The following is a 17,546-nucleotide window of genomic DNA, read 5'->3' as shown; positions in this document are numbered from 1 at the left end:
CCCCAACCCTTGCATCAGTCAAGAGACAGCGTTAAACTGAATGGGTACTCTGCTGTTTTACCAGCATCAGCAGGCTTCCCTGCATTCCAACGTTCACAAATTCTAACCAGCAACCGGGCGCATGCTCGAAGTATACCGATCTCGTAATCAGGTCTGCACGCAAGCTCTTCATCATGAGTGTGAGCCGATTAGTATTCTTAAGATCGTTCTTGGTTTACCAGAGAATTTCTACCTTTCGTCTAAACCCCTTTCAAAAAAACATGCGGGAACTTTGCCATCCCGCAAGGGTAGGCTCCGCGGCTTTATTTCAAGGAGTTGTAACATGCAAAATTTCAACCAAACGAACTTTCCTGTTGATGCTGATATGTCTCCCGAAGCATTTCAGACCATTCAAGATCGCCAATTCGTAAAGTCGATGATCAAGCACCTGTTGCCGCGGACATTCCACGTTTCCATCGAGGTTCAGTGGAAGGCACTCGATGAGCACTATGACGAATACACTGCTTCGGCGACACACTCACTTCCTGGGTGTTGGTTCCGCATCGAGTCTGCAAAAGAGCAACTCGATCTGGAGTACACCAACTTCCTTGCTGACATCTTCCAATCGGAAGGTAATTACGCCTACTCCGATGTTGATCCATGGGTTTCCAGGGTATCAATCAAGGATGACCTCGGCGAAGACGTTGCCATTACTTCTGGCGGGTATAAGTCCGGCAATTTCACATGGCTCGCTCCCATTACGGACATGGCCGAACGCGAAGCAGCCACAGCTCGCTTACTTGAGCTGAACGCTAAAGCATCGTTCGAGCGAGGCTGGGATAATTTCACTACAGCGAACCAGTACAGCGACCAGGCTAGAACTCTTGTATTGCGCTTGCAGTTGGGGGAATACTTCAACGGTCGTTCCGTTCTTTGGCCAACCAGCAACTTATTCGTCTGAACTGTTGCAGAGCCCTGCCCTCTTAATGAGAGGCAGGGCTTTTTTTATTGCCATCTGGCAATATGGAAAGTCTAAATAGACGTGAAAAGGCCCTCGATCGCATACGCGAGTCGAGGGCCTTTGGGTCAATAGCACATTGCTAGATTAACAAGCAAAGATCAAAACACTTAACGTTTTACTTCTGTCCTTTCAGACACTGTGTCAACACAAACACCGATTTTCTGGTGAGTACTGAAGTATGCGGATTAGAAACGGGTATCATATAAAGCCATATCGCCACTAATAACACTTTCGGACTTCGGATGTAGCAGTAGCCAAATGAACACCAAGGCCAATTTCACAATCAATAATATGAATCATTTTGTTGATAGTGACAATGCTGGACAACAGCATCAAACCCATTGCGCTGTATACATCATGAAATACCAGATCGACCACGGCTCCAATCAGACCTACAGTAAGACCACACAACAAGGTATACATCACCAATTTAAAGCTATTCATATTTGCCTCTATGGACAGGTTATTAATCCAATCGTATTAAATACAGTTTCCGTTTCTTGCATGGACTCAGTTTCTGCCTAGACCTACTGACAACCTGATGTCATTGCCGGAGTTTCATATTCTCTGCTCTAAACTGTATCATCAGTAAATGGACGATCAGGACTACAGCAGTTCAAACCGGCTCTCCCTGTGGCAACACCTGGCGCCGAAGCTCGAGCAGGCCATCGGTGATGATGACCCGAGTTCGCACAATGAGTGACAAAAACGTGCCATCTTCCTGCTTCTCGAAGAAAGGAGGTAATACGACTTGCTCATCATTTGCCAAGGCAGATACATGACGCAGGCGGTTTGCTTTGATTTCGGGAAGAATCGTGAATTTGCGTCTGGCCATAAAAGCCTTCAGCACTTTCTCAGGCTCCAACCCTGAAACAAGCATCACCTGGTATGCCAAACCTTCATCAAAAATCAAAAAGCAGAAGTCCTGGGTAACCCCAGCGATTCCTCCCCAAAAGGTGAAAAATCGGCCATCATCTTCAATTTTTGTCAATGGATGTAGCTTTACCTCTTTGTTCTGGATGCGCCTTATGAGTTCATGAAGATCGCGCGTCAGGCCACCATTGCAATAGCGAGCTGTATAGGTGAACTTTGTTCGGTCCAGATCATCACGCATATCTTTCGCCTGCAGGCGTGAGAAAGCACTGACGTTCAGGATGGGTATATCCAGCCCATCCTTCTGAAGCACTAACTGACTCATGTCTACATATGTAGGATGAGGACGTTGAATAACACTAGGTTGCATGAAGCTCTCCTTAGGTAAGGACAAGCCTCCCCCCTAACGGGGAGAAGCCCGTCAGGGGTAGCGCCAGTAAATGCCTGGCAAAGTTAATAGCGCCTCACAGAGGCATTTAGGTTAATCGATTGTCGCCAGCATCGGCTTCTCTACTGTATAAGCGGGATCACGGGCTCGTGACGGCGCTTGCACAGACCGATGGCCAATTGAATTCCGAATCATCCGTTGCCGAATAGGATCCAGCGCGGGCGGTACGACATGGCCTGGCGCATTCGCATGCAGCACTGTACGCATATCTGTTAGAGGGCCAAGGCTGTTGCCCTGGTACACGACAATCTCCCCCAACTGGACACCCCACACATTGCAGTTGGCCACCATCTGTACCGCAGTCATGCGAGCACAGAGGAGGTCAATGTCTATGGCAGAAATGCTGGTCATATAGAGCGCCTGATTTCCTTGCGTCGTCAGGATCTGATTAGCTGCTGCAAGCAACATCGCCCCACTGCCACACGCCGGGTCAATGATGGTTGTCAAGCGGTCATGTGATTTAACCGGATCAGTTCCGATAGTCATCATCGCCATCATTTTGCACATGCTCCAAGGTGTAAAAAACTGCCCCTTCGCATCACGAGACTTACCAGACACAACCTCCATGAAAACAGGGCCGAGGATATCCTCAAAGGGCTCATGGGTCTTGATTAGCTCACCGTAACATTCGAAGGCATCCTGCATACGATCACGCAAGGACGGTTGTGGCCGGTCCACCCCCGGCGCCTTCCAAACTGAAAGGGTGTGCTCTACAAAAGCCTCGAGCATGGTCCTGGGCCCGTGCTGATAGCCTCCGTCGAGAGCCTTGATTAAGTCCTTAATCTGTTTGGGTAAATGGGATAGTTTTGCCATGAGAGCTCCAAATTTAATTCCGGAGCCCTCCCTTCCGGGAAGAGCCCCGGCAGGGTTAAAAAAATCTCTAAAGCTGCTGGTTAATCAGACAACCGTGCAATCGATTATCCAATCACAGCCTGCTAGCTTTCTACGCAAACTGGGGGTGTGCTTGATCAACGTTTCAATTTCTACGAGAAAGCTTCGCTTCATGCGATCTTCAACGGAAAAATCATATTCGTTTTCACCACGCTCCAAGTTGCTCTCGTACACTTCTGAAAGTGGCTCTAAAGTGGCTCTTTCCACTAACTGCAGTAAGAAAGTTTCTGTCTTCAAACGCATTTCATTCTCCTTGACAGTCACGTACAAGCATTGCAGTGGGTTGGCCCATATTATGGTCTGATTTCTCCGGCTTTTCGGAACGCCAGTTCGAAATCTCCATAATACTTTCCATCATCCTTGTAGGTGGTATAGAACTGCTTTCGCCCTCAAATTCGAGCTTGATGCTGGTTAAGTATGAGATGTGAAAACTCTTCAACGGGCCAAAACACGGTCCCTTGAATCCAATTTCCTCAATCTCCTCGCAGTGGCCATTTCGACCATTTAGAAGTTGCAGGAAATAGCCTTCAACATGTGGCACATCATGCTCGTGCTGTTTAAGGATTTTAATCACCTCTTCTCGAAACTCAGAATGAGCACGATTGCGCTGTGCAATGAAGTCCTCAAGTTCCTCGGGTATGTACATGGTCCTACTCCTGTTAAGAGGGACCATTCCCGCGGTAAATGCGTCCCAAGCGGGTTTAAAACATAATCATGTGGAAAAAAATCCGTTTTCCATCCTTCTTCATCTAGCTCAATTTCAATGTGAAACTGGCTTATTGGAAGGATGACTAGATTGGAACACTGTCCGGCGGGCGGCAATAACAGACATGGCTTCAAGCATGGTCAGATGCGACCAGTCAGGATACTCAAACCCTGGCACCAGCACGCATAACGCATTGGCGACTTCGGGCTGTGCATCGTAGACTTCGGATATTCGGGTTTCGGCGCCAAGTTCCAATAAGGTCAATAGAGCAATCTTATCGGCACCTTTCCACGCGGCGGCCGTCAACAATGCCTCCCATCTGGAACGGGTCTGTTTAATGGTGTTTCCGCTTGAGCTACTCCAGTATCCAATTACTTTAAACCCTTCAGAGCCGTGCATAACACGAACAGAAGTAGGAAGATTGGTAAACGGATCTGGAAAGTCGACTGTGACAGTCATGGGAAGGCTCCTTATAAGTAGGGGACTTCCCTTCCGGGAAGAAAGCCCCGGGTGGGTCGATTACTGGTGTTTTGTTTAGCGATGGCTCAGTTTAGCAATCTGGTCAGCCTTGAGAGTGACCTCCCAACGTTGCTCCCCACTGTAATACTCCAGGACAAAGTAATACTGCCCAACTGTGTTACGTGGACGACTGAACCATGAGTTGATCTTCAGAACCTTGCCTTGCATGCCAGGCTCAAAAGTAGACAGGGGCCTTCCATTCAGCCCGCTACCTGTCGCACGGACAGGAACGAGTGAAGTGACTTTGTTCCCGACTCTGAACCCGCGGTAGATCTGCTTCATGGTGTTTCTCCAAAGAGTTAGGAGACCACCACCCACCGGGAGATGGTCCCGGTGGGAAAGCTTCATCACGGCAATCCGGGATGATAGTTGGAATGCAGGGGTAAGCCTGCGAAGAGCGACACGAAGGTCGCGGGGGAAATCTTGGCCAAGGGCCCATGTAAAATGCTGCTGCCGGCAGCTCGGTACGTCTACTTGCTAGGATAATCTCTCTGGTGGCACGAAGCAACGAGTAGTTGCAATTCGATTCGATCACTCAGTATTGGTGCTCCGTAATCACATTGCACCTGAGCCCACCTTACAACTCAGGTCGTAACTACTTGCAAAAAAACAGAATTTCCTCCCTCAAGCACTACTTGCACCAAAATACTATATCATTGCGTTGTAACAACCCGCAGATGTAAGAACTTGAATTCACATAGCCAAGCTATAGCCCAAACCAGCTTCAAGTGTTTGAATCTGTGGGCACCTATAACGGAGCACATTGATGAAAAAAAAGCGTGCGCAGCGACTGCCCTTCTTCGACCTCTCGAACAAGATGGTTGCCCCTGGACAGAATGCTTTGGCAGCAATGCGACAAGGAATAGTCGATCTGGAGCAAGTTTCGAATCTTCGCTTGATGAGGAGCCTTGCCGACGCGGCCCGTCAGAGCAGGATGCTGGCGCCTGATCCAAGGGGGTTAGATCCCTTAATCTTTCCCCTGGAGGCAGCGATGGCTAGTGGTGATGTGCTGCAAATTGATCTTGATGAACTGGAGCGTGCGGAGCTGTGGATGACCGCGCTGCGCGACATGCTTGGCCGGGCATCAGCCCAGTCTATCCAAGCATTACTTGATGAAATGGTTATAAACGCCGATATTAAACTTCAATTGGCTAGAATTAATCAGACAACTGATCAGGCTTTATAGGATTAGCCCCCTTCGATACAATGGCATCAACTCTACACCTGAGTGCAGCATATTCACGCGGTGAAAATTTTTCTTCGCTTTTTAGCTCCACCAACTGCTCTGCAATTTTATTTCCGGCTGCTGCGGCACGCAATGCGAGAATTTCTGTGTCATTAAGCTTTTCCCGCTGAAACTCAATCAATTTCATATATACGAAACCAGCCAAATACATCAAAATCGTGATAGCAAATATTGAGAAAGACATTGATAGTTACCCTTGTCAGAGAGAGTTGTGCCTAGGCTAAATTAAGCCATTAGCTTTGCATACAAACCTTGACAGTTATAATGGTTTCTTATATTTAAACCCGCAATTTTCGCATGTGCAGTCTTCAACTCCAATCGGCACTCTACTAACAAAACCACAACGACAACGAACGACTTCCGTAGTAAACGATATCCCTGCAAGTACTGCCAATATGGCAACAAATACTACTCCAAACACAACAATTAAAGAAATATTCATATCCCCACCTGTTCCACATTCAAGTTGAATTAAAAATATAACACCTTCCTACATTATGCAATCTCCCTATCGACGTAAGCGCTCTAGTTGTAGCATAGCACCAGGGAAGAACCCGATCAGGTATGACTTAGCCACATGCAAAGTCAGTACCTGGCAAAAAGTCGTTTCGTTATGCGCCGAAACGCATGAATATGCTGTCCCAGCAAAATTCAATGTATTCTTCAAGCTCAGACTCAAGTCGACCTGAGGCAACATCAATAGCCAGGTCCAACGGTGAACCGCGGCGAGCAAGGTTAGTGCCCTGAAGGCGATCATAGGCGTCTACCAGTTCTTTGGTTTGAACGCATTGTGCCAAGCACTGTTCAAAGCTCACTCCGTGACGGGTAGTTGACAACATGGCTTGCAGGTTTTCAATCATTTGTAACACACCGTGGTTAATTTGATTTGGTCACACGTTGACCAAGCGAAATCAATTTTCTCGGTTGGCTCGTAGTACTAGTGTATCAAGATGCCGCTTTGCCACCTTGGCTCTGTACTCTCTCGCGAGCCTATCCATACAGTCCTCAAGCTCTGAAATCTGTAAGCAGACAACAAATTTGCATCGCAATGCCAACATAATTCATTGATTTCAATGCAGCATTCGACACATACCGAAACCAATGCCTCATCTTAATCGTCATTGAGCTAGTTTCCGCGTTCCATGTCTGATGGCCTTCAAAACACCATGTATGGTGGCTGAGCATTGAGGCACTAGGAAACGCGGCAAGCCCTATGCAGGTTAAGATATCCAACTCCTCCGCGCAGCCTTAGTGATAGGTGCGGTCTTTGTTCACCGGGATGCACCTGAAGACGGGCATAGCAACATCTGCCCTGGCAAATTGAAATCCGTCACTCAGTCTAGCCATGCAAATGCACCATCGACCGAGCCCACGCGCCTTACGATGAGCAGGCGCGAAGCCGAAATACTTTCCACGAGCAGCCCGATAGACAATTTTTTTGTGTACGATAGGTGCAGCCATCTGGATCTCCCTTTTAGATCTCTGGTGGTCAGATGGATGCTGTGTTACCAGCACAGCATCCATCGCTTTTCCCATACTTGTTTTGTTGAAGCAGTTGCATGCCAGCCCGTTTCGTCTAGCTGACGACTGCAGTACACCTGATGCGCCCCCCTGCGTCAGACTAGTAACTTTCCAGCGGATACCACACAGGTCACGGCGATAAGTATGAATTTCGTGCGGCCGCCGGAGCCAATCTATGCATGGCTTCCACTCCACCCCCGAGTCCATGCGGCCTCGCTCAATCGGCTTTGCCTATCAATCACTCTTGAAATGGAGAAAGCGACAAATCACCCTCAAATTCTTCATCTGGTATGTGGCATTCAAATGTCGGATTTTTAAGCCAATCATTGACCTCTTCTATCGTTGCGGCATCCAGGGCAGACTGGTCCCATGGAAAAGCAAAGTCAATCTCTGCTCCTTCCCAACAATATATGACCTGGCCGTCCAGTATCCACACATGACCCCCAGTAGGTAAGCGACCTACAGTACCCTGAGGCTTGTCGGCAAGCAGAGAGGTAAGAACAATGGCAAATTGACTTAATGACTGAATTTTATTCACCACTAAATCCTCCAATCAATTTGGGCTCTTAAAATTGTATGTCCTCGTTCATTAACGCGTTTGGAGAAGGAACCACTTTATATGCATTCGTGTTCTCTATTTTTACTTGCCGACAAAATCTAAGCCCTACTTTATAGAGCTTTTTGAAAGCAGCATTATAGATCAAATTATCTAGAGCAAAGTATTCACATGCGACATCTGCGGGCACATCCATGTCAAAAAAGGCAGCATGCGAATCAACTGAATATTTCAATAAACTAACATCTCTTTCATTACTCGAATTGAAAAACTTATAATCGCCAGCCATGCTGCCGTAGTCTATACAGTATATGGTCCGCAAGTCACCGCCCTCCGCAATCAACCCTTCTAGGTGTTCAAGTTCCATTTTCAACCTACTCAATTACATTACGTTAGGTCAATTCTAACAGTTCCTTCAATAAATTCTAGCCATTACATTTTTTTGCATACGCGACGAACCAACTTAGTCCCACCACACCATAATGCTCTTTACAATCAAATGCAAAGACCCATTCGTAGCGAACGGGTCTTGATTTTAAAACTTTGCACGCACTATATTGACTAACCCATATACATCAGCAAAAGAAATCACTATACCCACTTAGTATCTCTGTAGATCAAAACACTATTTTCAATTTTCTCCTGAGGAATGTTACTAATTCCCGCAGAATTAAGCCGCATCAGACACGTACGCATCGCCTCTCTCGGAGATTCAAATGCGTCTGTCGATTTCGCTAATTCCTTACCAGAAAGCTTATCCTTAATTGTATAGACAAACCCATCTCTTTTGCTGTCATATTCGAAGTCTATGTTTAAAGTCATGATCTTTATTGCTTGTGTGAGATTTAATATATAGTATGAAAACGCAGCTCAGACTTCGACTACGTGATAAAGAACATACTCGACTATCCTGACTACAACACCCTCTTTCTTAAGGCTGCTAATATTCATGTTTTCGACGCTTACCGTCCAAACCCCATTGACTCCGGTCAGACCAAGCTTGAAGAATAAAAGCATCATCAAGAAGCGCCATGCCTTTCGCTGAATTCAACGGCGCAAAATCATCGCAGTACACAATACCGTCGACAGAATCTTCATCATTCACGTCATAGACAATTACACGAATATGCTCTGAAGAATCGACTTCCAAGGTCACGAGATCGTGAGCATCTAGCACTCCCTGCTTCACTACCAATGAACGATAAACGCTCGGCAGTGCATCTGCTCGGCTTGTTAGCCCCATGATGACTGGCGCACGCTCTTTGGGGAAGCTAGCAAAACCAGCCTTGGCGAGGTCTTGCAGTAACTTTGATGGAAGATTCTTCATTAATGTGCTCCTCGATGTTTCAGGCTTTGTGGTCGGGGGTGTGGCCTGGGTCTGCTCACCCCCGGAGAGAAAGCCGCCAGCTGGCCCCTTCCATATTTGTACACGAGCCTCGAAACGCCACTTTCCGGATCTGTTCGCATAGGGGTTTCAAGGACTCAATGAGTTTAATTCTGTCTTTGCACATATCAAGTGTAAACATATGGCCACCGAAGTGATAGTAGCCTGGTCGCATCGATCCACTTCTAGCTTCATCTCAATGCAGAGGAAGAAAACTGCATGTCACTGCGATGTTACTTTGGTATTCTCACTCACTCCAACTGTAGGACTCAGCAACTCAATTTCATGATTAATTTTATTGACCAATCCAGAGAGCATCAGAACCGCCATTTCGCCATCCCCTCCAGACGATGCTGATACGTATACCTTGGCCAGGGCCCTGGCCAAGACATCGGAAGATTGCTCAAGACCTTCACGGGTACCAAGTGCCTGTATCCAGGGAAACACCAAATCTCGCAGGCCTCGCTCTATTTTTTTATCACTACTCATTTTGTTGTTCCCAATTAATTCTTAAATGCATATGCAACCGATCTTCAACTCCGACAAGCCGGACACTTGAGGATCAACGACAACCGTGAGCTGCTTCGCCTCTAATTCTGTAGCGACTATGGTAACTTTCTTGAATATTATTGAATTTTTGTTTATCAGTCTGATCGGTTTAGAATCGTTACGCTGAAGGCAGAGGGCCAGCCGCGGGAAAGGACCCCTAACGCATCCTCAACAATCAATTGGGGGCAGACATCTTCATAGCCTTCACCCTTAGGTTCTATAAGAACAATTGCGCAGTTCCTCCCTTTGGCGGTTGCGATCTTTCCTGCTAAGCCTTGTAGCTCCATTGTCCAATCTGCGACTTGGAGGTCAAGCAGAGCTTGTTCTTCATCTGTTGGCATCGCAAACTCCTATTTTCTTGACTACTGGTCGACGTGGGTGCGAACGCACATCAACTTGACATTTATACAATGGAATCTGCGTGTAGTTGCCGGCTACGAAGCCGGCAGCCATCTGCAGACTATTTATTGAGTCGAAGAAGGAATTCCAACGTTTTTAAGTTGAGAGTCTCGCCAATCATAACCGACACAGGGAGCCGTTTCTTTGCTTCTTTGGGAATTACTGGGAGGATCGCCTTTAAGTTCATTATTCAGTTCCTTTTTTGGCTGCCAGCGGGCACTAGCCGCAAGATTTACGATTACTACCCACCTTCCTCTAAGGGCATTTAATTCCCAAAAGGCTTCTCTCATAAGACGGGAGCTGAACTATCCCGAGCGGAGTTTTATTATCTTTAACGCTTAAGCCAGAGCGCACTTCCTGGAGGCAACTTCCGTTCTTAGTCTTATAAATTTTCTCACCTTCCCACACAACATCCTGGATGATCTCCATCGGTACTCCAGGCTTTATTTCCTTCACGTAAGATCGCGTCCGAGCATTTCCATATACCACCGCTCCAACAATTTCACCATTTGCATCAACAAATTCCTTTAGATTAGGGGGAATATTTGACGCAACCGTCAACGAACTGGCTCCAACGACAAGAGGGCTCATCAGCAATAAGCCATGCAGAATTTTCTTCATGATGTTTCCTTTAAATTTGAGATTTCTTGCTTGTTACATCGAGGGACTGCCAGAGTTACTCAATTTGCCACTTAGTAGGTCTCACAGATTTGCCTTCACTTGAATTCAGTGATACCAAAATTCGCTTACATCTGTCCAATATTCACCAATGGAAACGTCAATAAAAACGATGGCTTTTCCTCTAATGAATTCATGTTGCTTCTTGGCAGCAATTGGCAGCATGGGAGCCATGGCTCTCATAAATTCTTGAAAGAGATTAGTAGCTAATTCGTTTATGCATTCTTTAGACTCAGGATTGAATGCCATGTAACGCCCATCCTGACGATAAATGACTTGCGCAAGTTGGAATTCTCCGCCCAGCATTTGTCTCAACGAGGATGGGTAAATTTCGGCCATCGGAATCTCTTCCATTTCGCTGCCTTGATTCAGAATCACAAGCAGGCCCATTCAGCATTCAGTCCTATTCATCACAATTACTTTCCTATTCGTCCCCCCGCCTATCAGCCATCCGGAGCGGATCTTCCAACCTTGGAGTTGCCAGGCGGGTAGATCGTGATGCCCAGCAGTCTGCCCCAACATAGAGGCGCTTACGCCCTTTTGGCGGGCTCTCTTGGGTATCAGAACGCTATTGAGGCAGCCAGCGCGAGCATGGTGCAGTTCGGGGCATTCCTCGCCAGCATAGCGTTTCCCCTAAGCGGCATGTTCAGAGCTAGCTTTGCCCGCTCACGCGCAACTCCGGATTTAAGCCCAAGTGAGATAGCGAATATCGTCGAAACTACAACGAGTGTGAAGTCGATAACGAAACGTTGTTGAATTTTGGCCACCATTACTGGTGCCCGCGGGCGCCATCATGGCGCGTGGTTTCACGATGGTTAGTCTGTTGGTTGCGGGGTACTGCGCCACACGTTGATCATATGTGCCATCCACTTAGGCCCTACGCGATCAACCGCGTAGGCAATCGAGTCAGAGGGGCAAAGTTCACGCATTCGCCCCGAGGCCAGTGCGACGTACAACCGCTCGCCCCCTGAAAGCACACCAACATTTTCATAATTTCCCGCCCAGGCTTGTCGTGCTATCTCGTCCAGTCGTTCGAGCTGAGGCATGTTTTGATCCTTTCTCATTAAATTTTTCGTTGACAGGTATTCGCTAGCCGGCTGGGAGTACATCTTGATAGAGCAGATAGGTTCCATCCCTAACTCGGTTATGTCTGCCTTTTATATCAGTTTAAAAAAGGAGCCAAGTATGGGAGTGCCTGAGCCGTAACGATACCGCCTGCCGCATTCTCTAATATCGATTTGATACTGTTTGCCGTAACCTTGAGGACTTGCCACTTTGGCTTGGGAGAAACTGCCTGTGCCTGCAGGGTCGCCAGCTCTGAACGCAGCTCTTCGCACGGCTCACCTGCAACCTCGCCTCGATCGATGGCTTCTTGCAAAACCGCGATCAAGGCTTTGAGGGCATCAGTATTGACCGTCTTGTTTTGGATTTGATTGGAACTGTTGGATCCAATCTGAATCTGCGATCCACTAACGTCTCCAAAGTGGTAGTGCAGTTGCTGAACCATTTGCTTTTCCTGAGAAGTGAAAGTCATGCCTTCCCCAAGTACGCCACGCTCTTCGAGATCGAGCGCCCACTCCAAAATGCGACTGCGAACTTTTTCAACGATTCCGTGGATTTGGACTGTAGAGAGACTGATGACCGGGCGCATTGGCACTTCCATGCCTTGCATCAGACGTTGTTCCATGCCGGCGGTGAAATAGGAAAAAACCCCGTGTTTGCTTTGAGCTAATTGCTCCAGTTCGGGCACAGATTGGAAAACCCTAGTCCACGTCAGGTGCTCTGTGGACTCTGCGGTTGGCATCATCAAAGGTATGGGGCCGTTATAGGGGTTTAGGGCTTTCAATTGGCCACGCAACAGACGGTAGTCCGGGAGCTCCTTGCCAATGTATCCATTCAGTTCTCCGTCGATCCAATCGACAAGCTCAGACACCGCTAACCGGCGAGCGACTACCAGCGCCTTGCGCAATAAGTCAACAGTAGAAACGGCTGGATCTGTAGCCATATTGACTAGTTGATGTACGATAGCTGTCATAAGCATTGCCTGTTTTGATCGATTTGCCAATCTTCAGCGAGTTCCATGTCAGTATCCATTCCTTGAATTTTCCGATAATAGGGCTATCCACCAAAAATCGATCCCGAATTCAGCAAATGTTTCGAGCGACGGTCAAGATCATTCGGGCGCCAGCGCATGCGCAACCGGTGCAAAATGTTTGGCCAGCTGTTGAAAATCAACCGATCCATCAGGTATTCCGCAAGGGTGCCTGTTCTGCTTGTTCGCCCCTGCGCCTCTGGATCAGCACAATTTCATCGGGAGTCAGATCACCAAGTTCCATGTCATTTTCCGATTTAAGCACTACAAAATACGATTACATGCCAGCACAAACGTACAAGCCGTACAAAATGAAGAATGCCCCAACCCACAACAAAACAATCTTGACGATGGCATTCCTCTTGAGGCGTCGAATTTCGCAATCAATCTCTTGCACTGTTCTCACGATATTTTCCGTTTTACGTTTGTTGGTCAGCGTTATGACTCTTTACGATCTCTACCAATGCTTGAACTCTGGCGGCTAAGTCAGTCGGCGTCGTGCCACTTAAAATGCCGCTGTGTACCAGTTTGTCAGCAACAACCATCCAAACGTTTTCTGCACCAAACTCGTTAACCAGCCTTTCCAAGCCAAGAACAATGTCTTCGTCAGAATATTTTTCATAGGTGAAACCGTCCGGCAACATGGGTGACACATTACCTGGATCATCGAACGGTACGCGAGTGTTTTGGCTCATGCTCATTTTCCGTTACCGTAGGTGTTTCACTTGGACAGGCGTTCGCGCAGCTCATCATCGGACAGCCCGGTGGAAAGTTCCAACAACAGTTGAAGGCGTTTTGCCAGCTCGGGCGCTTGATCTTCCCGCGATTTGTCAGCCTGAACAAGGAACGAAAACTCATTCCTGAACACCGGCTCTCCCTTGCGGTAACCGTCCTCCATCAGACGATAAACCGTGCTTCCCTCAACCTGCCATTCAGTATTCATGTTCACGCTGTTGTCTCCGATTTTCCGAGGGCTCACTTGCCCTGTTCAGGGGAGTGGAATGCCACACCCGTTGTCACTTCATCGCAGCCATAAAGAGAAAGTTCTCGCGGCTTGATGTCCTCGGCTTTGACTGCATCAGCCTGGCCAGTGCGAACCATCATCACCTTGCAGATGGTTTTCTTGCCGTCTCGCCTCACCATCACCATTGCGTCATCGTAGAGAGGCGAAGGCACATTGATCTTGGTCACTTTGCCCATATCAAAGCCGTCCACCGTTTGGGTGGACGCAGAGGCTGCACTGGCGGGCAGGAACAGCACGGCAGCAGCCAGAGAAGTGAGTGTCATTTTGGACCGCGCGGAGCCAGTCGGCATCATCCGAATTCGTCTTGGCGATGCCGTGGCCGCTGACGCGACGGACTTCATTTCGGCGTCAGTGAGCATGTCGTATTTCAGGGTCTGTTCCGCAGTCCAAAGGTCTGGCGGGTTTTCGACGCACTCGGGCAGGAACTGATCAACAACGCCGCTATGCGCCTGGCGAATCGCCTCCACGATCTGTTGCTGCAACTTCTTCGATACCTTGGCCATGTCAGGTTCCGATGTGTCACTGGCCGCGTGCTGCGCGGGCCTTGTTGACGATGTTGACCAGTTTTGGCCTGTAGTAATCATTCCCAGGCATGCCACCAGGCTCCCAAGCTTTTTCGGCATACTCGGCTTGGAACGAGATCAACTCATCTGCTACCACGCGAAGCTGCTCAAGCTCCTCTAGCATCTGCTCCTTGGTCATGCCGTCTGCTCCGGCCTGCGCCGGGCAGCCATCATCGCCATACTTACAACTCCCCACGTATTCGCCCTGGTTGCAATGCTCCAGATGCACACCTTTCTCATGCTCATCCATTGAGGTTCTCCAAAATTATTTTCCGATCAGCCGTCAGGGTAGAGTCGTTTGGCTTCTTCCTCACGCTGGCGGTCCCATTCTCGCCGCACCGCGTCACGGGCCTCTGCCATAGCGTTGGACAGCTCGATCAAGCCGGGGAACGCTTCGGCCACATAGCGGCCGGCAATACGCAACTCCTCGGTCTCACCGCGTTCGGCGTACTCTTTGACCATTGCAATGACAACGCGGGTATATCGCTCGTCCAGGGGCGCAAGAATGTCGGATATTGCAAAGGCGTTGCGGCTGTTGTAGAGCGACAAAATGCACTTGGCCAAGGCTCCCTGCCCACTGGTGCCGCTGTGCTGCTTGACCAGTTCCAAACCGGTCAGATAGGGGTTACTGTCCATTGCTTCCTCCTTGGTAATCGTCTTGCTGATACCGCCTGGCTGGCGGCATGGGTAGGGCGAGTTATTTGGTATCGGGCTTGGCCACCTTCAGTGCGTCGTGATGCATGATATTGATCCAGTCCCGGCGGCCGGCCGGCGGCGGACGCCCTACCTGGGCGCAGTGGTTTCAGTGGTTAATCTTGTTTAACAGAAGCCGCCAGCTTCAAGCGTAGCTCTGCTACTTCATCATCCAGTCGTTTGGCCGCCCGCGTCACAGACACCGCATGTCGCCCTTCACCGGCCATGGCTAATCTCTTGGCCGATTTCCAAAGCGAATCCGACTTTTTCATCTTGCGTTCGATCTGAGCCGACAGCTCACTGATGATCATGGTCATTTTCCGAGGCTACTTTTTATCGCTGGCGTACAGCGATTCCAGCGAACTCAAGCACGCTGGATGCCTTGTGCTGCGCCCGCCGCTTGCATCGTGACAAATCGATTCGCCTCTTCACTTGTCATCACATGGACAGTGCCGTTGTCCCAAATTTCAGCCAAAGCTTTGGCCAACACATCCTTGGCATGGACGATGTTGTCGGCGGTTTCGTCAGCGTTGTAGCCGTCCAGCGCCAGCTCGATCACGGTTTCATTGCGGCCAATGCCGGTGGACGGGTCGCCATCATCCCAAAAGTGCAGTTTCGTTGTCATGCCATTCTCCAGTTGATTGGCCTACTCACTGCTGGCGGCAGTGCCGGGAGCGGCCAGCAGACTTTTTCGATCAGTGGTTCATGTCGGTGATGCGCTTGCGCGCGTTACCCTTTTTCACACATTCCCGGCAGTAATCGAGACGGCCATATGCTCGCCAGCCGTATTTGCGCAATTCTGCCCGGACCTGTTTCCGAGTCTCATTGGCCGCGCCGGTATACTCGGTAACACCGCAGCCATCGCACGTATACTGCGCCCATGTCTCAATCATGATTTTTCCGTTACTTGGTAGCCAGGCGAATCCAGCGCCAGCCACCTGCGTCTTGATGGTCGTAAAGTTCTTGTGCCTGCTTCATTTCTCGCAGAGCTTTACCGAAAACCATCGCACAACCAGGTGGTCCACCATTGGATTGATAGCGATATGCCTTGGGGTATTCATCGAATGGGAATACAGCAAGCATCAGGTCGTGGTAGGTCATTCTTTCACCACTGGCCAGCGCAACCCTGATCCTGTCTTTGAGTGGTACTTTCCTTGCCATGATCTTTTCCGGGGTTAGCGAAGCGGCGACCCAAGAAGGTCTTTTCGCTTCAAGTAGTCCAGTGCCCGCGCCGCCATTTCGTTGTCTGGCGCGGCTTTGCAGAGCGAGCGGACGAGTTGCTTGATCAGCATTACCAAGTCGCCCACTTGCGACGGATGGGACTCAAACTCATCCATCAGTGCAATGCGCAATGCAGTACGAGTGTCAGCTGTTGGCCTCTCGTGATAGTCATCCACCAGCGCGAGGATTCGCTTCGAACGGGCAATCGCATCCATGAAGAGTTTCCGTTCAGGCGCGCCGGAATCGCGTCAGGTGGTCAATTGCAGTAGTGTGACTGCGCGAGAGGCGGGCTTGGCAGTAGGAATACCAGCCAATACCAAGCTGGCCAACCTCATCCAGTTGCTCCGCGCCAACCGCTACAATTCGACCTTTGCTAACGATCTCGATGCTCTTATTCATGGTCATTTTCCGACTATTTCTCAGGCGTCAGCGCATTCGGCCAACGCTGCTCGTTTTCGGTGTCAAAACCCGCTGCCAACGTCGCGCTTTCAATGAACGCAGGCATCAAAAGTTGACCACACGCATGCCCCAGCCAGACGTTCCAGGGATAGGTTGCAGAGTGAACCTGGCAGTCCCCAAGAAACGCAGTCAGACGGTAGTCTCCATGCTTACCAGACCGCTGGTGCGCCTCGATACGCAGCTTAGTGTCCGGCCCTGCCGGCGTCGCAACTTGATGCCACATACACACCTTCCTATTCAGTCAGTTCGCCCAGTTCGGGCGACGGAGTTGTTCTCAGCGTCAGCTTCGCCAAGGAAACCGACCGTTGCTCTTTCTTCCAAACACCGTCCACTTTGCGAGCCACCTCAATAATCGCCCGCTTTGTGGTGAGCTTTCTCACAACCCCGGCAACCTTGATCATGTAGCCGTAGCCCCCTCGCGGGGCATAGTTCCAATTCACGCGGTCGCCGGGTTTCATGGTCTTTTCCGATGGTCCCCGTATGGTTTATCACCAGACGCCGCCGGCCGCGTCCAGAGTGGCATCAACCAAGATGCTATCCTGATCGCCTTCCTCACCAGGAGCGAATTCACCTGAAAGAAGGTGAAGGTTGTTGTTGCCATCCAGATAGGCAAATGGGATGTGAAGCTCGCCCTCGCAGTCCTTCTTGCAATCAGCAATTACTGCGTTTAACTGCTTCACAGCCTTCTTGAACCGCTTGAGATTGGTGTCGCTTACTGGCATAC

At 49.2% G+C, this 17,546-nt stretch carries 33 protein-coding genes; 3 read left to right on the top strand and 30 right to left on the bottom strand.

Annotated elements, in window-relative coordinates; translation table 11 throughout:
- Positions 1–322 precede the first annotated feature (322 nt).
- Positions 323–940, top strand: a complete 618-nt coding sequence (locus HA052_RS04410; protein WP_166450950.1) for a hypothetical protein — start codon at positions 323–325, stop codon at positions 938–940.
- Between the two features lie 318 nt (positions 941–1,258).
- Positions 1,259–1,525, top strand: a complete 267-nt coding sequence (locus HA052_RS04405) for a hypothetical protein (RefSeq protein ID WP_166450949.1) — start codon at positions 1,259–1,261, stop codon at positions 1,523–1,525.
- Positions 1,526–1,616: 91 nt separating this feature from the next.
- On the opposite strand, the gene HA052_RS04400 is transcribed toward HA052_RS04405, so the two are convergent.
- The 6 genes from HA052_RS04400 to HA052_RS04375 form a co-directional block, all read right to left on the bottom strand.
- The gene (locus tag HA052_RS04400) at positions 1,617–2,243 is read right to left on the bottom strand and encodes a hypothetical protein (protein ID WP_166450948.1); all 627 of its coding nucleotides are present in this window, start codon (positions 2,241–2,243) and stop codon (positions 1,617–1,619) included.
- A gap of 111 nt (positions 2,244–2,354) precedes the next feature.
- Complete coding sequence (locus tag HA052_RS04395) at positions 2,355–3,134, bottom strand: N-6 DNA methylase (protein ID WP_166450947.1); 780 nt, start codon at positions 3,132–3,134, stop codon at positions 2,355–2,357.
- 84 nt (positions 3,135–3,218) lie between these two features.
- The gene (locus tag HA052_RS04390) at positions 3,219–3,455 is read right to left on the bottom strand and encodes a hypothetical protein (RefSeq protein WP_166450946.1); all 237 of its coding nucleotides are present in this window, start codon (positions 3,453–3,455) and stop codon (positions 3,219–3,221) included.
- Between the two features lies 1 nt (position 3,456).
- Positions 3,457–3,858 carry a hypothetical protein gene (locus HA052_RS04385; RefSeq protein WP_166450945.1) on the bottom strand — a complete coding sequence of 134 codons (402 nt, stop codon included), beginning with the start codon at positions 3,856–3,858 and terminating at the stop codon, positions 3,457–3,459.
- A 114-nt stretch (positions 3,859–3,972) separates the two neighbouring features.
- On the bottom strand, positions 3,973–4,377 hold the full coding sequence (locus HA052_RS04380) for a hypothetical protein (RefSeq protein WP_166450944.1): 405 nt from the start codon (positions 4,375–4,377) through the stop codon (positions 3,973–3,975).
- Between the two features lie 75 nt (positions 4,378–4,452).
- Entirely contained in the window at positions 4,453–4,719 is a 267-nt protein-coding gene (locus HA052_RS04375; protein WP_166450943.1) for a hypothetical protein, read from the bottom strand.
- 484 nt (positions 4,720–5,203) lie between these two features.
- Here HA052_RS04375 and HA052_RS04370 point away from each other — a divergent pair, with 484 nt between their 5' ends.
- On the top strand, positions 5,204–5,623 hold the full coding sequence (locus tag HA052_RS04370; RefSeq protein ID WP_166450942.1) for a hypothetical protein: 420 nt from the start codon (positions 5,204–5,206) through the stop codon (positions 5,621–5,623).
- Here HA052_RS04370 and HA052_RS04365 read toward each other — a convergent pair.
- From HA052_RS04365 to HA052_RS04250, 24 genes are all read right to left on the bottom strand, one after another.
- A complete protein-coding gene (locus tag HA052_RS04365) occupies positions 5,595–5,867 on the bottom strand; it encodes a hypothetical protein (protein WP_166450941.1) in 273 nt (90 codons plus the stop codon). The two genes, HA052_RS04370 and HA052_RS04365, sit on opposite strands and share 29 nt — an antisense overlap.
- Before the next feature lie 427 nt (positions 5,868–6,294).
- Positions 6,295–6,543, bottom strand: coding sequence for a hypothetical protein (locus tag HA052_RS04360; RefSeq protein ID WP_166450940.1), 249 nt, complete (start codon positions 6,541–6,543; stop codon positions 6,295–6,297).
- A gap of 899 nt (positions 6,544–7,442) precedes the next feature.
- The gene (locus HA052_RS04355; RefSeq protein WP_166450939.1) at positions 7,443–7,742 is read right to left on the bottom strand and encodes a hypothetical protein; all 300 of its coding nucleotides are present in this window, start codon (positions 7,740–7,742) and stop codon (positions 7,443–7,445) included.
- Positions 7,743–7,770: 28 nt separating this feature from the next.
- Entirely contained in the window at positions 7,771–8,127 is a 357-nt protein-coding gene (locus HA052_RS04350; RefSeq protein WP_166450938.1) for a hypothetical protein, read from the bottom strand.
- Positions 8,128–8,700: 573 nt separating this feature from the next.
- Positions 8,701–9,087, bottom strand: coding sequence for a hypothetical protein (locus HA052_RS04345; RefSeq protein WP_166450937.1), 387 nt, complete (start codon positions 9,085–9,087; stop codon positions 8,701–8,703).
- A gap of 279 nt (positions 9,088–9,366) precedes the next feature.
- On the bottom strand, positions 9,367–9,633 hold the full coding sequence (locus HA052_RS04340) for a hypothetical protein (RefSeq protein ID WP_166450936.1): 267 nt from the start codon (positions 9,631–9,633) through the stop codon (positions 9,367–9,369).
- Between the two features lie 155 nt (positions 9,634–9,788).
- On the bottom strand, positions 9,789–10,034 hold the full coding sequence (locus HA052_RS04335; protein ID WP_166450935.1) for a hypothetical protein: 246 nt from the start codon (positions 10,032–10,034) through the stop codon (positions 9,789–9,791).
- 313 nt (positions 10,035–10,347) lie between these two features.
- Complete coding sequence (locus tag HA052_RS04330; protein ID WP_166450934.1) at positions 10,348–10,713, bottom strand: hypothetical protein; 366 nt, start codon at positions 10,711–10,713, stop codon at positions 10,348–10,350.
- Positions 10,714–10,818: 105 nt separating this feature from the next.
- A complete protein-coding gene (locus HA052_RS04325; protein WP_166450933.1) occupies positions 10,819–11,160 on the bottom strand; it encodes a hypothetical protein in 342 nt (113 codons plus the stop codon).
- Positions 11,161–11,932: 772 nt separating this feature from the next.
- Positions 11,933–12,805 (bottom strand): AbiTii domain-containing protein, encoded by an 873-nt coding sequence (locus HA052_RS04320; RefSeq protein WP_166450932.1) that lies wholly within the window; start codon positions 12,803–12,805, stop codon positions 11,933–11,935.
- 476 nt (positions 12,806–13,281) lie between these two features.
- Positions 13,282–13,557: a hypothetical protein gene (locus HA052_RS04315; protein ID WP_166450931.1), complete on the bottom strand. Its 276-nt coding sequence runs from the start codon at positions 13,555–13,557 to the stop codon at positions 13,282–13,284.
- Between the two features lie 26 nt (positions 13,558–13,583).
- Entirely contained in the window at positions 13,584–13,811 is a 228-nt protein-coding gene (locus tag HA052_RS04310; RefSeq protein ID WP_166450930.1) for a hypothetical protein, read from the bottom strand.
- A gap of 26 nt (positions 13,812–13,837) precedes the next feature.
- Positions 13,838–14,389, bottom strand: coding sequence for a hypothetical protein (locus HA052_RS04305; protein WP_166450929.1), 552 nt, complete (start codon positions 14,387–14,389; stop codon positions 13,838–13,840).
- A gap of 16 nt (positions 14,390–14,405) precedes the next feature.
- Complete coding sequence (locus HA052_RS04300; RefSeq protein ID WP_166450928.1) at positions 14,406–14,699, bottom strand: hypothetical protein; 294 nt, start codon at positions 14,697–14,699, stop codon at positions 14,406–14,408.
- A gap of 26 nt (positions 14,700–14,725) precedes the next feature.
- The gene (locus HA052_RS04295) at positions 14,726–15,085 is read right to left on the bottom strand and encodes a hypothetical protein (protein ID WP_166450927.1); all 360 of its coding nucleotides are present in this window, start codon (positions 15,083–15,085) and stop codon (positions 14,726–14,728) included.
- A gap of 173 nt (positions 15,086–15,258) precedes the next feature.
- Entirely contained in the window at positions 15,259–15,453 is a 195-nt protein-coding gene (locus tag HA052_RS04290) for a hypothetical protein (protein WP_166450926.1), read from the bottom strand.
- Between the two features lie 53 nt (positions 15,454–15,506).
- Complete coding sequence (locus HA052_RS04285) at positions 15,507–15,767, bottom strand: hypothetical protein (protein ID WP_166450925.1); 261 nt, start codon at positions 15,765–15,767, stop codon at positions 15,507–15,509.
- 70 nt (positions 15,768–15,837) lie between these two features.
- The gene (locus tag HA052_RS04280; RefSeq protein ID WP_166450924.1) at positions 15,838–16,035 is read right to left on the bottom strand and encodes a hypothetical protein; all 198 of its coding nucleotides are present in this window, start codon (positions 16,033–16,035) and stop codon (positions 15,838–15,840) included.
- Between the two features lie 10 nt (positions 16,036–16,045).
- Complete coding sequence (locus HA052_RS04275) at positions 16,046–16,303, bottom strand: hypothetical protein (RefSeq protein ID WP_166450923.1); 258 nt, start codon at positions 16,301–16,303, stop codon at positions 16,046–16,048.
- A gap of 14 nt (positions 16,304–16,317) precedes the next feature.
- Positions 16,318–16,578: a hypothetical protein gene (locus tag HA052_RS27345; protein ID WP_206118763.1), complete on the bottom strand. Its 261-nt coding sequence runs from the start codon at positions 16,576–16,578 to the stop codon at positions 16,318–16,320.
- A gap of 13 nt (positions 16,579–16,591) precedes the next feature.
- A complete protein-coding gene (locus HA052_RS04265) occupies positions 16,592–16,762 on the bottom strand; it encodes a hypothetical protein (protein ID WP_166450922.1) in 171 nt (56 codons plus the stop codon).
- Between the two features lie 13 nt (positions 16,763–16,775).
- A complete protein-coding gene (locus HA052_RS04260; RefSeq protein WP_166450921.1) occupies positions 16,776–17,045 on the bottom strand; it encodes a hypothetical protein in 270 nt (89 codons plus the stop codon).
- A 10-nt stretch (positions 17,046–17,055) separates the two neighbouring features.
- On the bottom strand, positions 17,056–17,280 hold the full coding sequence (locus HA052_RS04255) for a hypothetical protein (RefSeq protein ID WP_166450920.1): 225 nt from the start codon (positions 17,278–17,280) through the stop codon (positions 17,056–17,058).
- A 30-nt stretch (positions 17,281–17,310) separates the two neighbouring features.
- Complete coding sequence (locus tag HA052_RS04250; protein WP_166450919.1) at positions 17,311–17,544, bottom strand: hypothetical protein; 234 nt, start codon at positions 17,542–17,544, stop codon at positions 17,311–17,313.
- Positions 17,545–17,546: the final 2 nt, after the last annotated feature.

It is taken from the genome of Chromobacterium fluminis, from assembly GCF_011602385.1.
Classification (GTDB): Bacteria; Pseudomonadota; Gammaproteobacteria; order Burkholderiales; family Chromobacteriaceae; genus Chromobacterium; species Chromobacterium fluminis.
The sequence above is the reverse complement of the archived record's forward strand: the minus strand, read 5'-3'. Positions and strand labels throughout refer to the sequence as shown.

Coding starts and splice junctions, on each gene's coding strand:
- HA052_RS04400 (WP_166450948.1), bottom strand. CDS start 2,243: ATGCAACCTAGTGTTATTCAACGTCCTCATCCTACATATGTAGACATG.
- HA052_RS04360 (WP_166450940.1), bottom strand. CDS start 6,543: ATGATTGAAAACCTGCAAGCCATGTTGTCAACTACCCGTCACGGAGTG.
- HA052_RS04320 (WP_166450932.1), bottom strand. CDS start 12,805: ATGACAGCTATCGTACATCAACTAGTCAATATGGCTACAGATCCAGCC.
- HA052_RS04390 (WP_166450946.1), bottom strand. CDS start 3,455: ATGCGTTTGAAGACAGAAACTTTCTTACTGCAGTTAGTGGAAAGAGCC.
- HA052_RS04345 (WP_166450937.1), bottom strand. CDS start 9,087: ATGAAGAATCTTCCATCAAAGTTACTGCAAGACCTCGCCAAGGCTGGT.
- HA052_RS04255 (WP_166450920.1), bottom strand. CDS start 17,280: ATGAAACCCGGCGACCGCGTGAATTGGAACTATGCCCCGCGAGGGGGC.
- HA052_RS04280 (WP_166450924.1), bottom strand. CDS start 16,035: ATGATTGAGACATGGGCGCAGTATACGTGCGATGGCTGCGGTGTTACC.
- HA052_RS04275 (WP_166450923.1), bottom strand. CDS start 16,303: ATGGCAAGGAAAGTACCACTCAAAGACAGGATCAGGGTTGCGCTGGCC.
- HA052_RS04385 (WP_166450945.1), bottom strand. CDS start 3,858: ATGTACATACCCGAGGAACTTGAGGACTTCATTGCACAGCGCAATCGT.
- HA052_RS04410 (WP_166450950.1), top strand. CDS start 323: ATGCAAAATTTCAACCAAACGAACTTTCCTGTTGATGCTGATATGTCT.
- HA052_RS04380 (WP_166450944.1), bottom strand. CDS start 4,377: ATGACTGTCACAGTCGACTTTCCAGATCCGTTTACCAATCTTCCTACT.
- HA052_RS04325 (WP_166450933.1), bottom strand. CDS start 11,160: ATGGGCCTGCTTGTGATTCTGAATCAAGGCAGCGAAATGGAAGAGATT.
- HA052_RS04395 (WP_166450947.1), bottom strand. CDS start 3,134: ATGGCAAAACTATCCCATTTACCCAAACAGATTAAGGACTTAATCAAG.
- HA052_RS04350 (WP_166450938.1), bottom strand. CDS start 8,127: ATGGAACTTGAACACCTAGAAGGGTTGATTGCGGAGGGCGGTGACTTG.
- HA052_RS04405 (WP_166450949.1), top strand. CDS start 1,259: ATGAACACCAAGGCCAATTTCACAATCAATAATATGAATCATTTTGTT.
- HA052_RS04305 (WP_166450929.1), bottom strand. CDS start 14,389: ATGGCCAAGGTATCGAAGAAGTTGCAGCAACAGATCGTGGAGGCGATT.
- HA052_RS04285 (WP_166450925.1), bottom strand. CDS start 15,767: ATGACAACGAAACTGCACTTTTGGGATGATGGCGACCCGTCCACCGGC.
- HA052_RS27345 (WP_206118763.1), bottom strand. CDS start 16,578: ATGGATGCGATTGCCCGTTCGAAGCGAATCCTCGCGCTGGTGGATGAC.
- HA052_RS04330 (WP_166450934.1), bottom strand. CDS start 10,713: ATGAAGAAAATTCTGCATGGCTTATTGCTGATGAGCCCTCTTGTCGTT.
- HA052_RS04315 (WP_166450931.1), bottom strand. CDS start 13,557: ATGAGCCAAAACACTCGCGTACCGTTCGATGATCCAGGTAATGTGTCA.
- HA052_RS04300 (WP_166450928.1), bottom strand. CDS start 14,699: ATGGATGAGCATGAGAAAGGTGTGCATCTGGAGCATTGCAACCAGGGC.
- HA052_RS04375 (WP_166450943.1), bottom strand. CDS start 4,719: ATGAAGCAGATCTACCGCGGGTTCAGAGTCGGGAACAAAGTCACTTCA.
- HA052_RS04335 (WP_166450935.1), bottom strand. CDS start 10,034: ATGCCAACAGATGAAGAACAAGCTCTGCTTGACCTCCAAGTCGCAGAT.
- HA052_RS04265 (WP_166450922.1), bottom strand. CDS start 16,762: ATGAATAAGAGCATCGAGATCGTTAGCAAAGGTCGAATTGTAGCGGTT.
- HA052_RS04250 (WP_166450919.1), bottom strand. CDS start 17,544: ATGCCAGTAAGCGACACCAATCTCAAGCGGTTCAAGAAGGCTGTGAAG.
- HA052_RS04340 (WP_166450936.1), bottom strand. CDS start 9,633: ATGAGTAGTGATAAAAAAATAGAGCGAGGCCTGCGAGATTTGGTGTTT.
- HA052_RS04365 (WP_166450941.1), bottom strand. CDS start 5,867: ATGTCTTTCTCAATATTTGCTATCACGATTTTGATGTATTTGGCTGGT.
- HA052_RS04295 (WP_166450927.1), bottom strand. CDS start 15,085: ATGGACAGTAACCCCTATCTGACCGGTTTGGAACTGGTCAAGCAGCAC.
- HA052_RS04290 (WP_166450926.1), bottom strand. CDS start 15,453: ATGATCATCAGTGAGCTGTCGGCTCAGATCGAACGCAAGATGAAAAAG.
- HA052_RS04260 (WP_166450921.1), bottom strand. CDS start 17,045: ATGTGGCATCAAGTTGCGACGCCGGCAGGGCCGGACACTAAGCTGCGT.
- HA052_RS04370 (WP_166450942.1), top strand. CDS start 5,204: ATGAAAAAAAAGCGTGCGCAGCGACTGCCCTTCTTCGACCTCTCGAAC.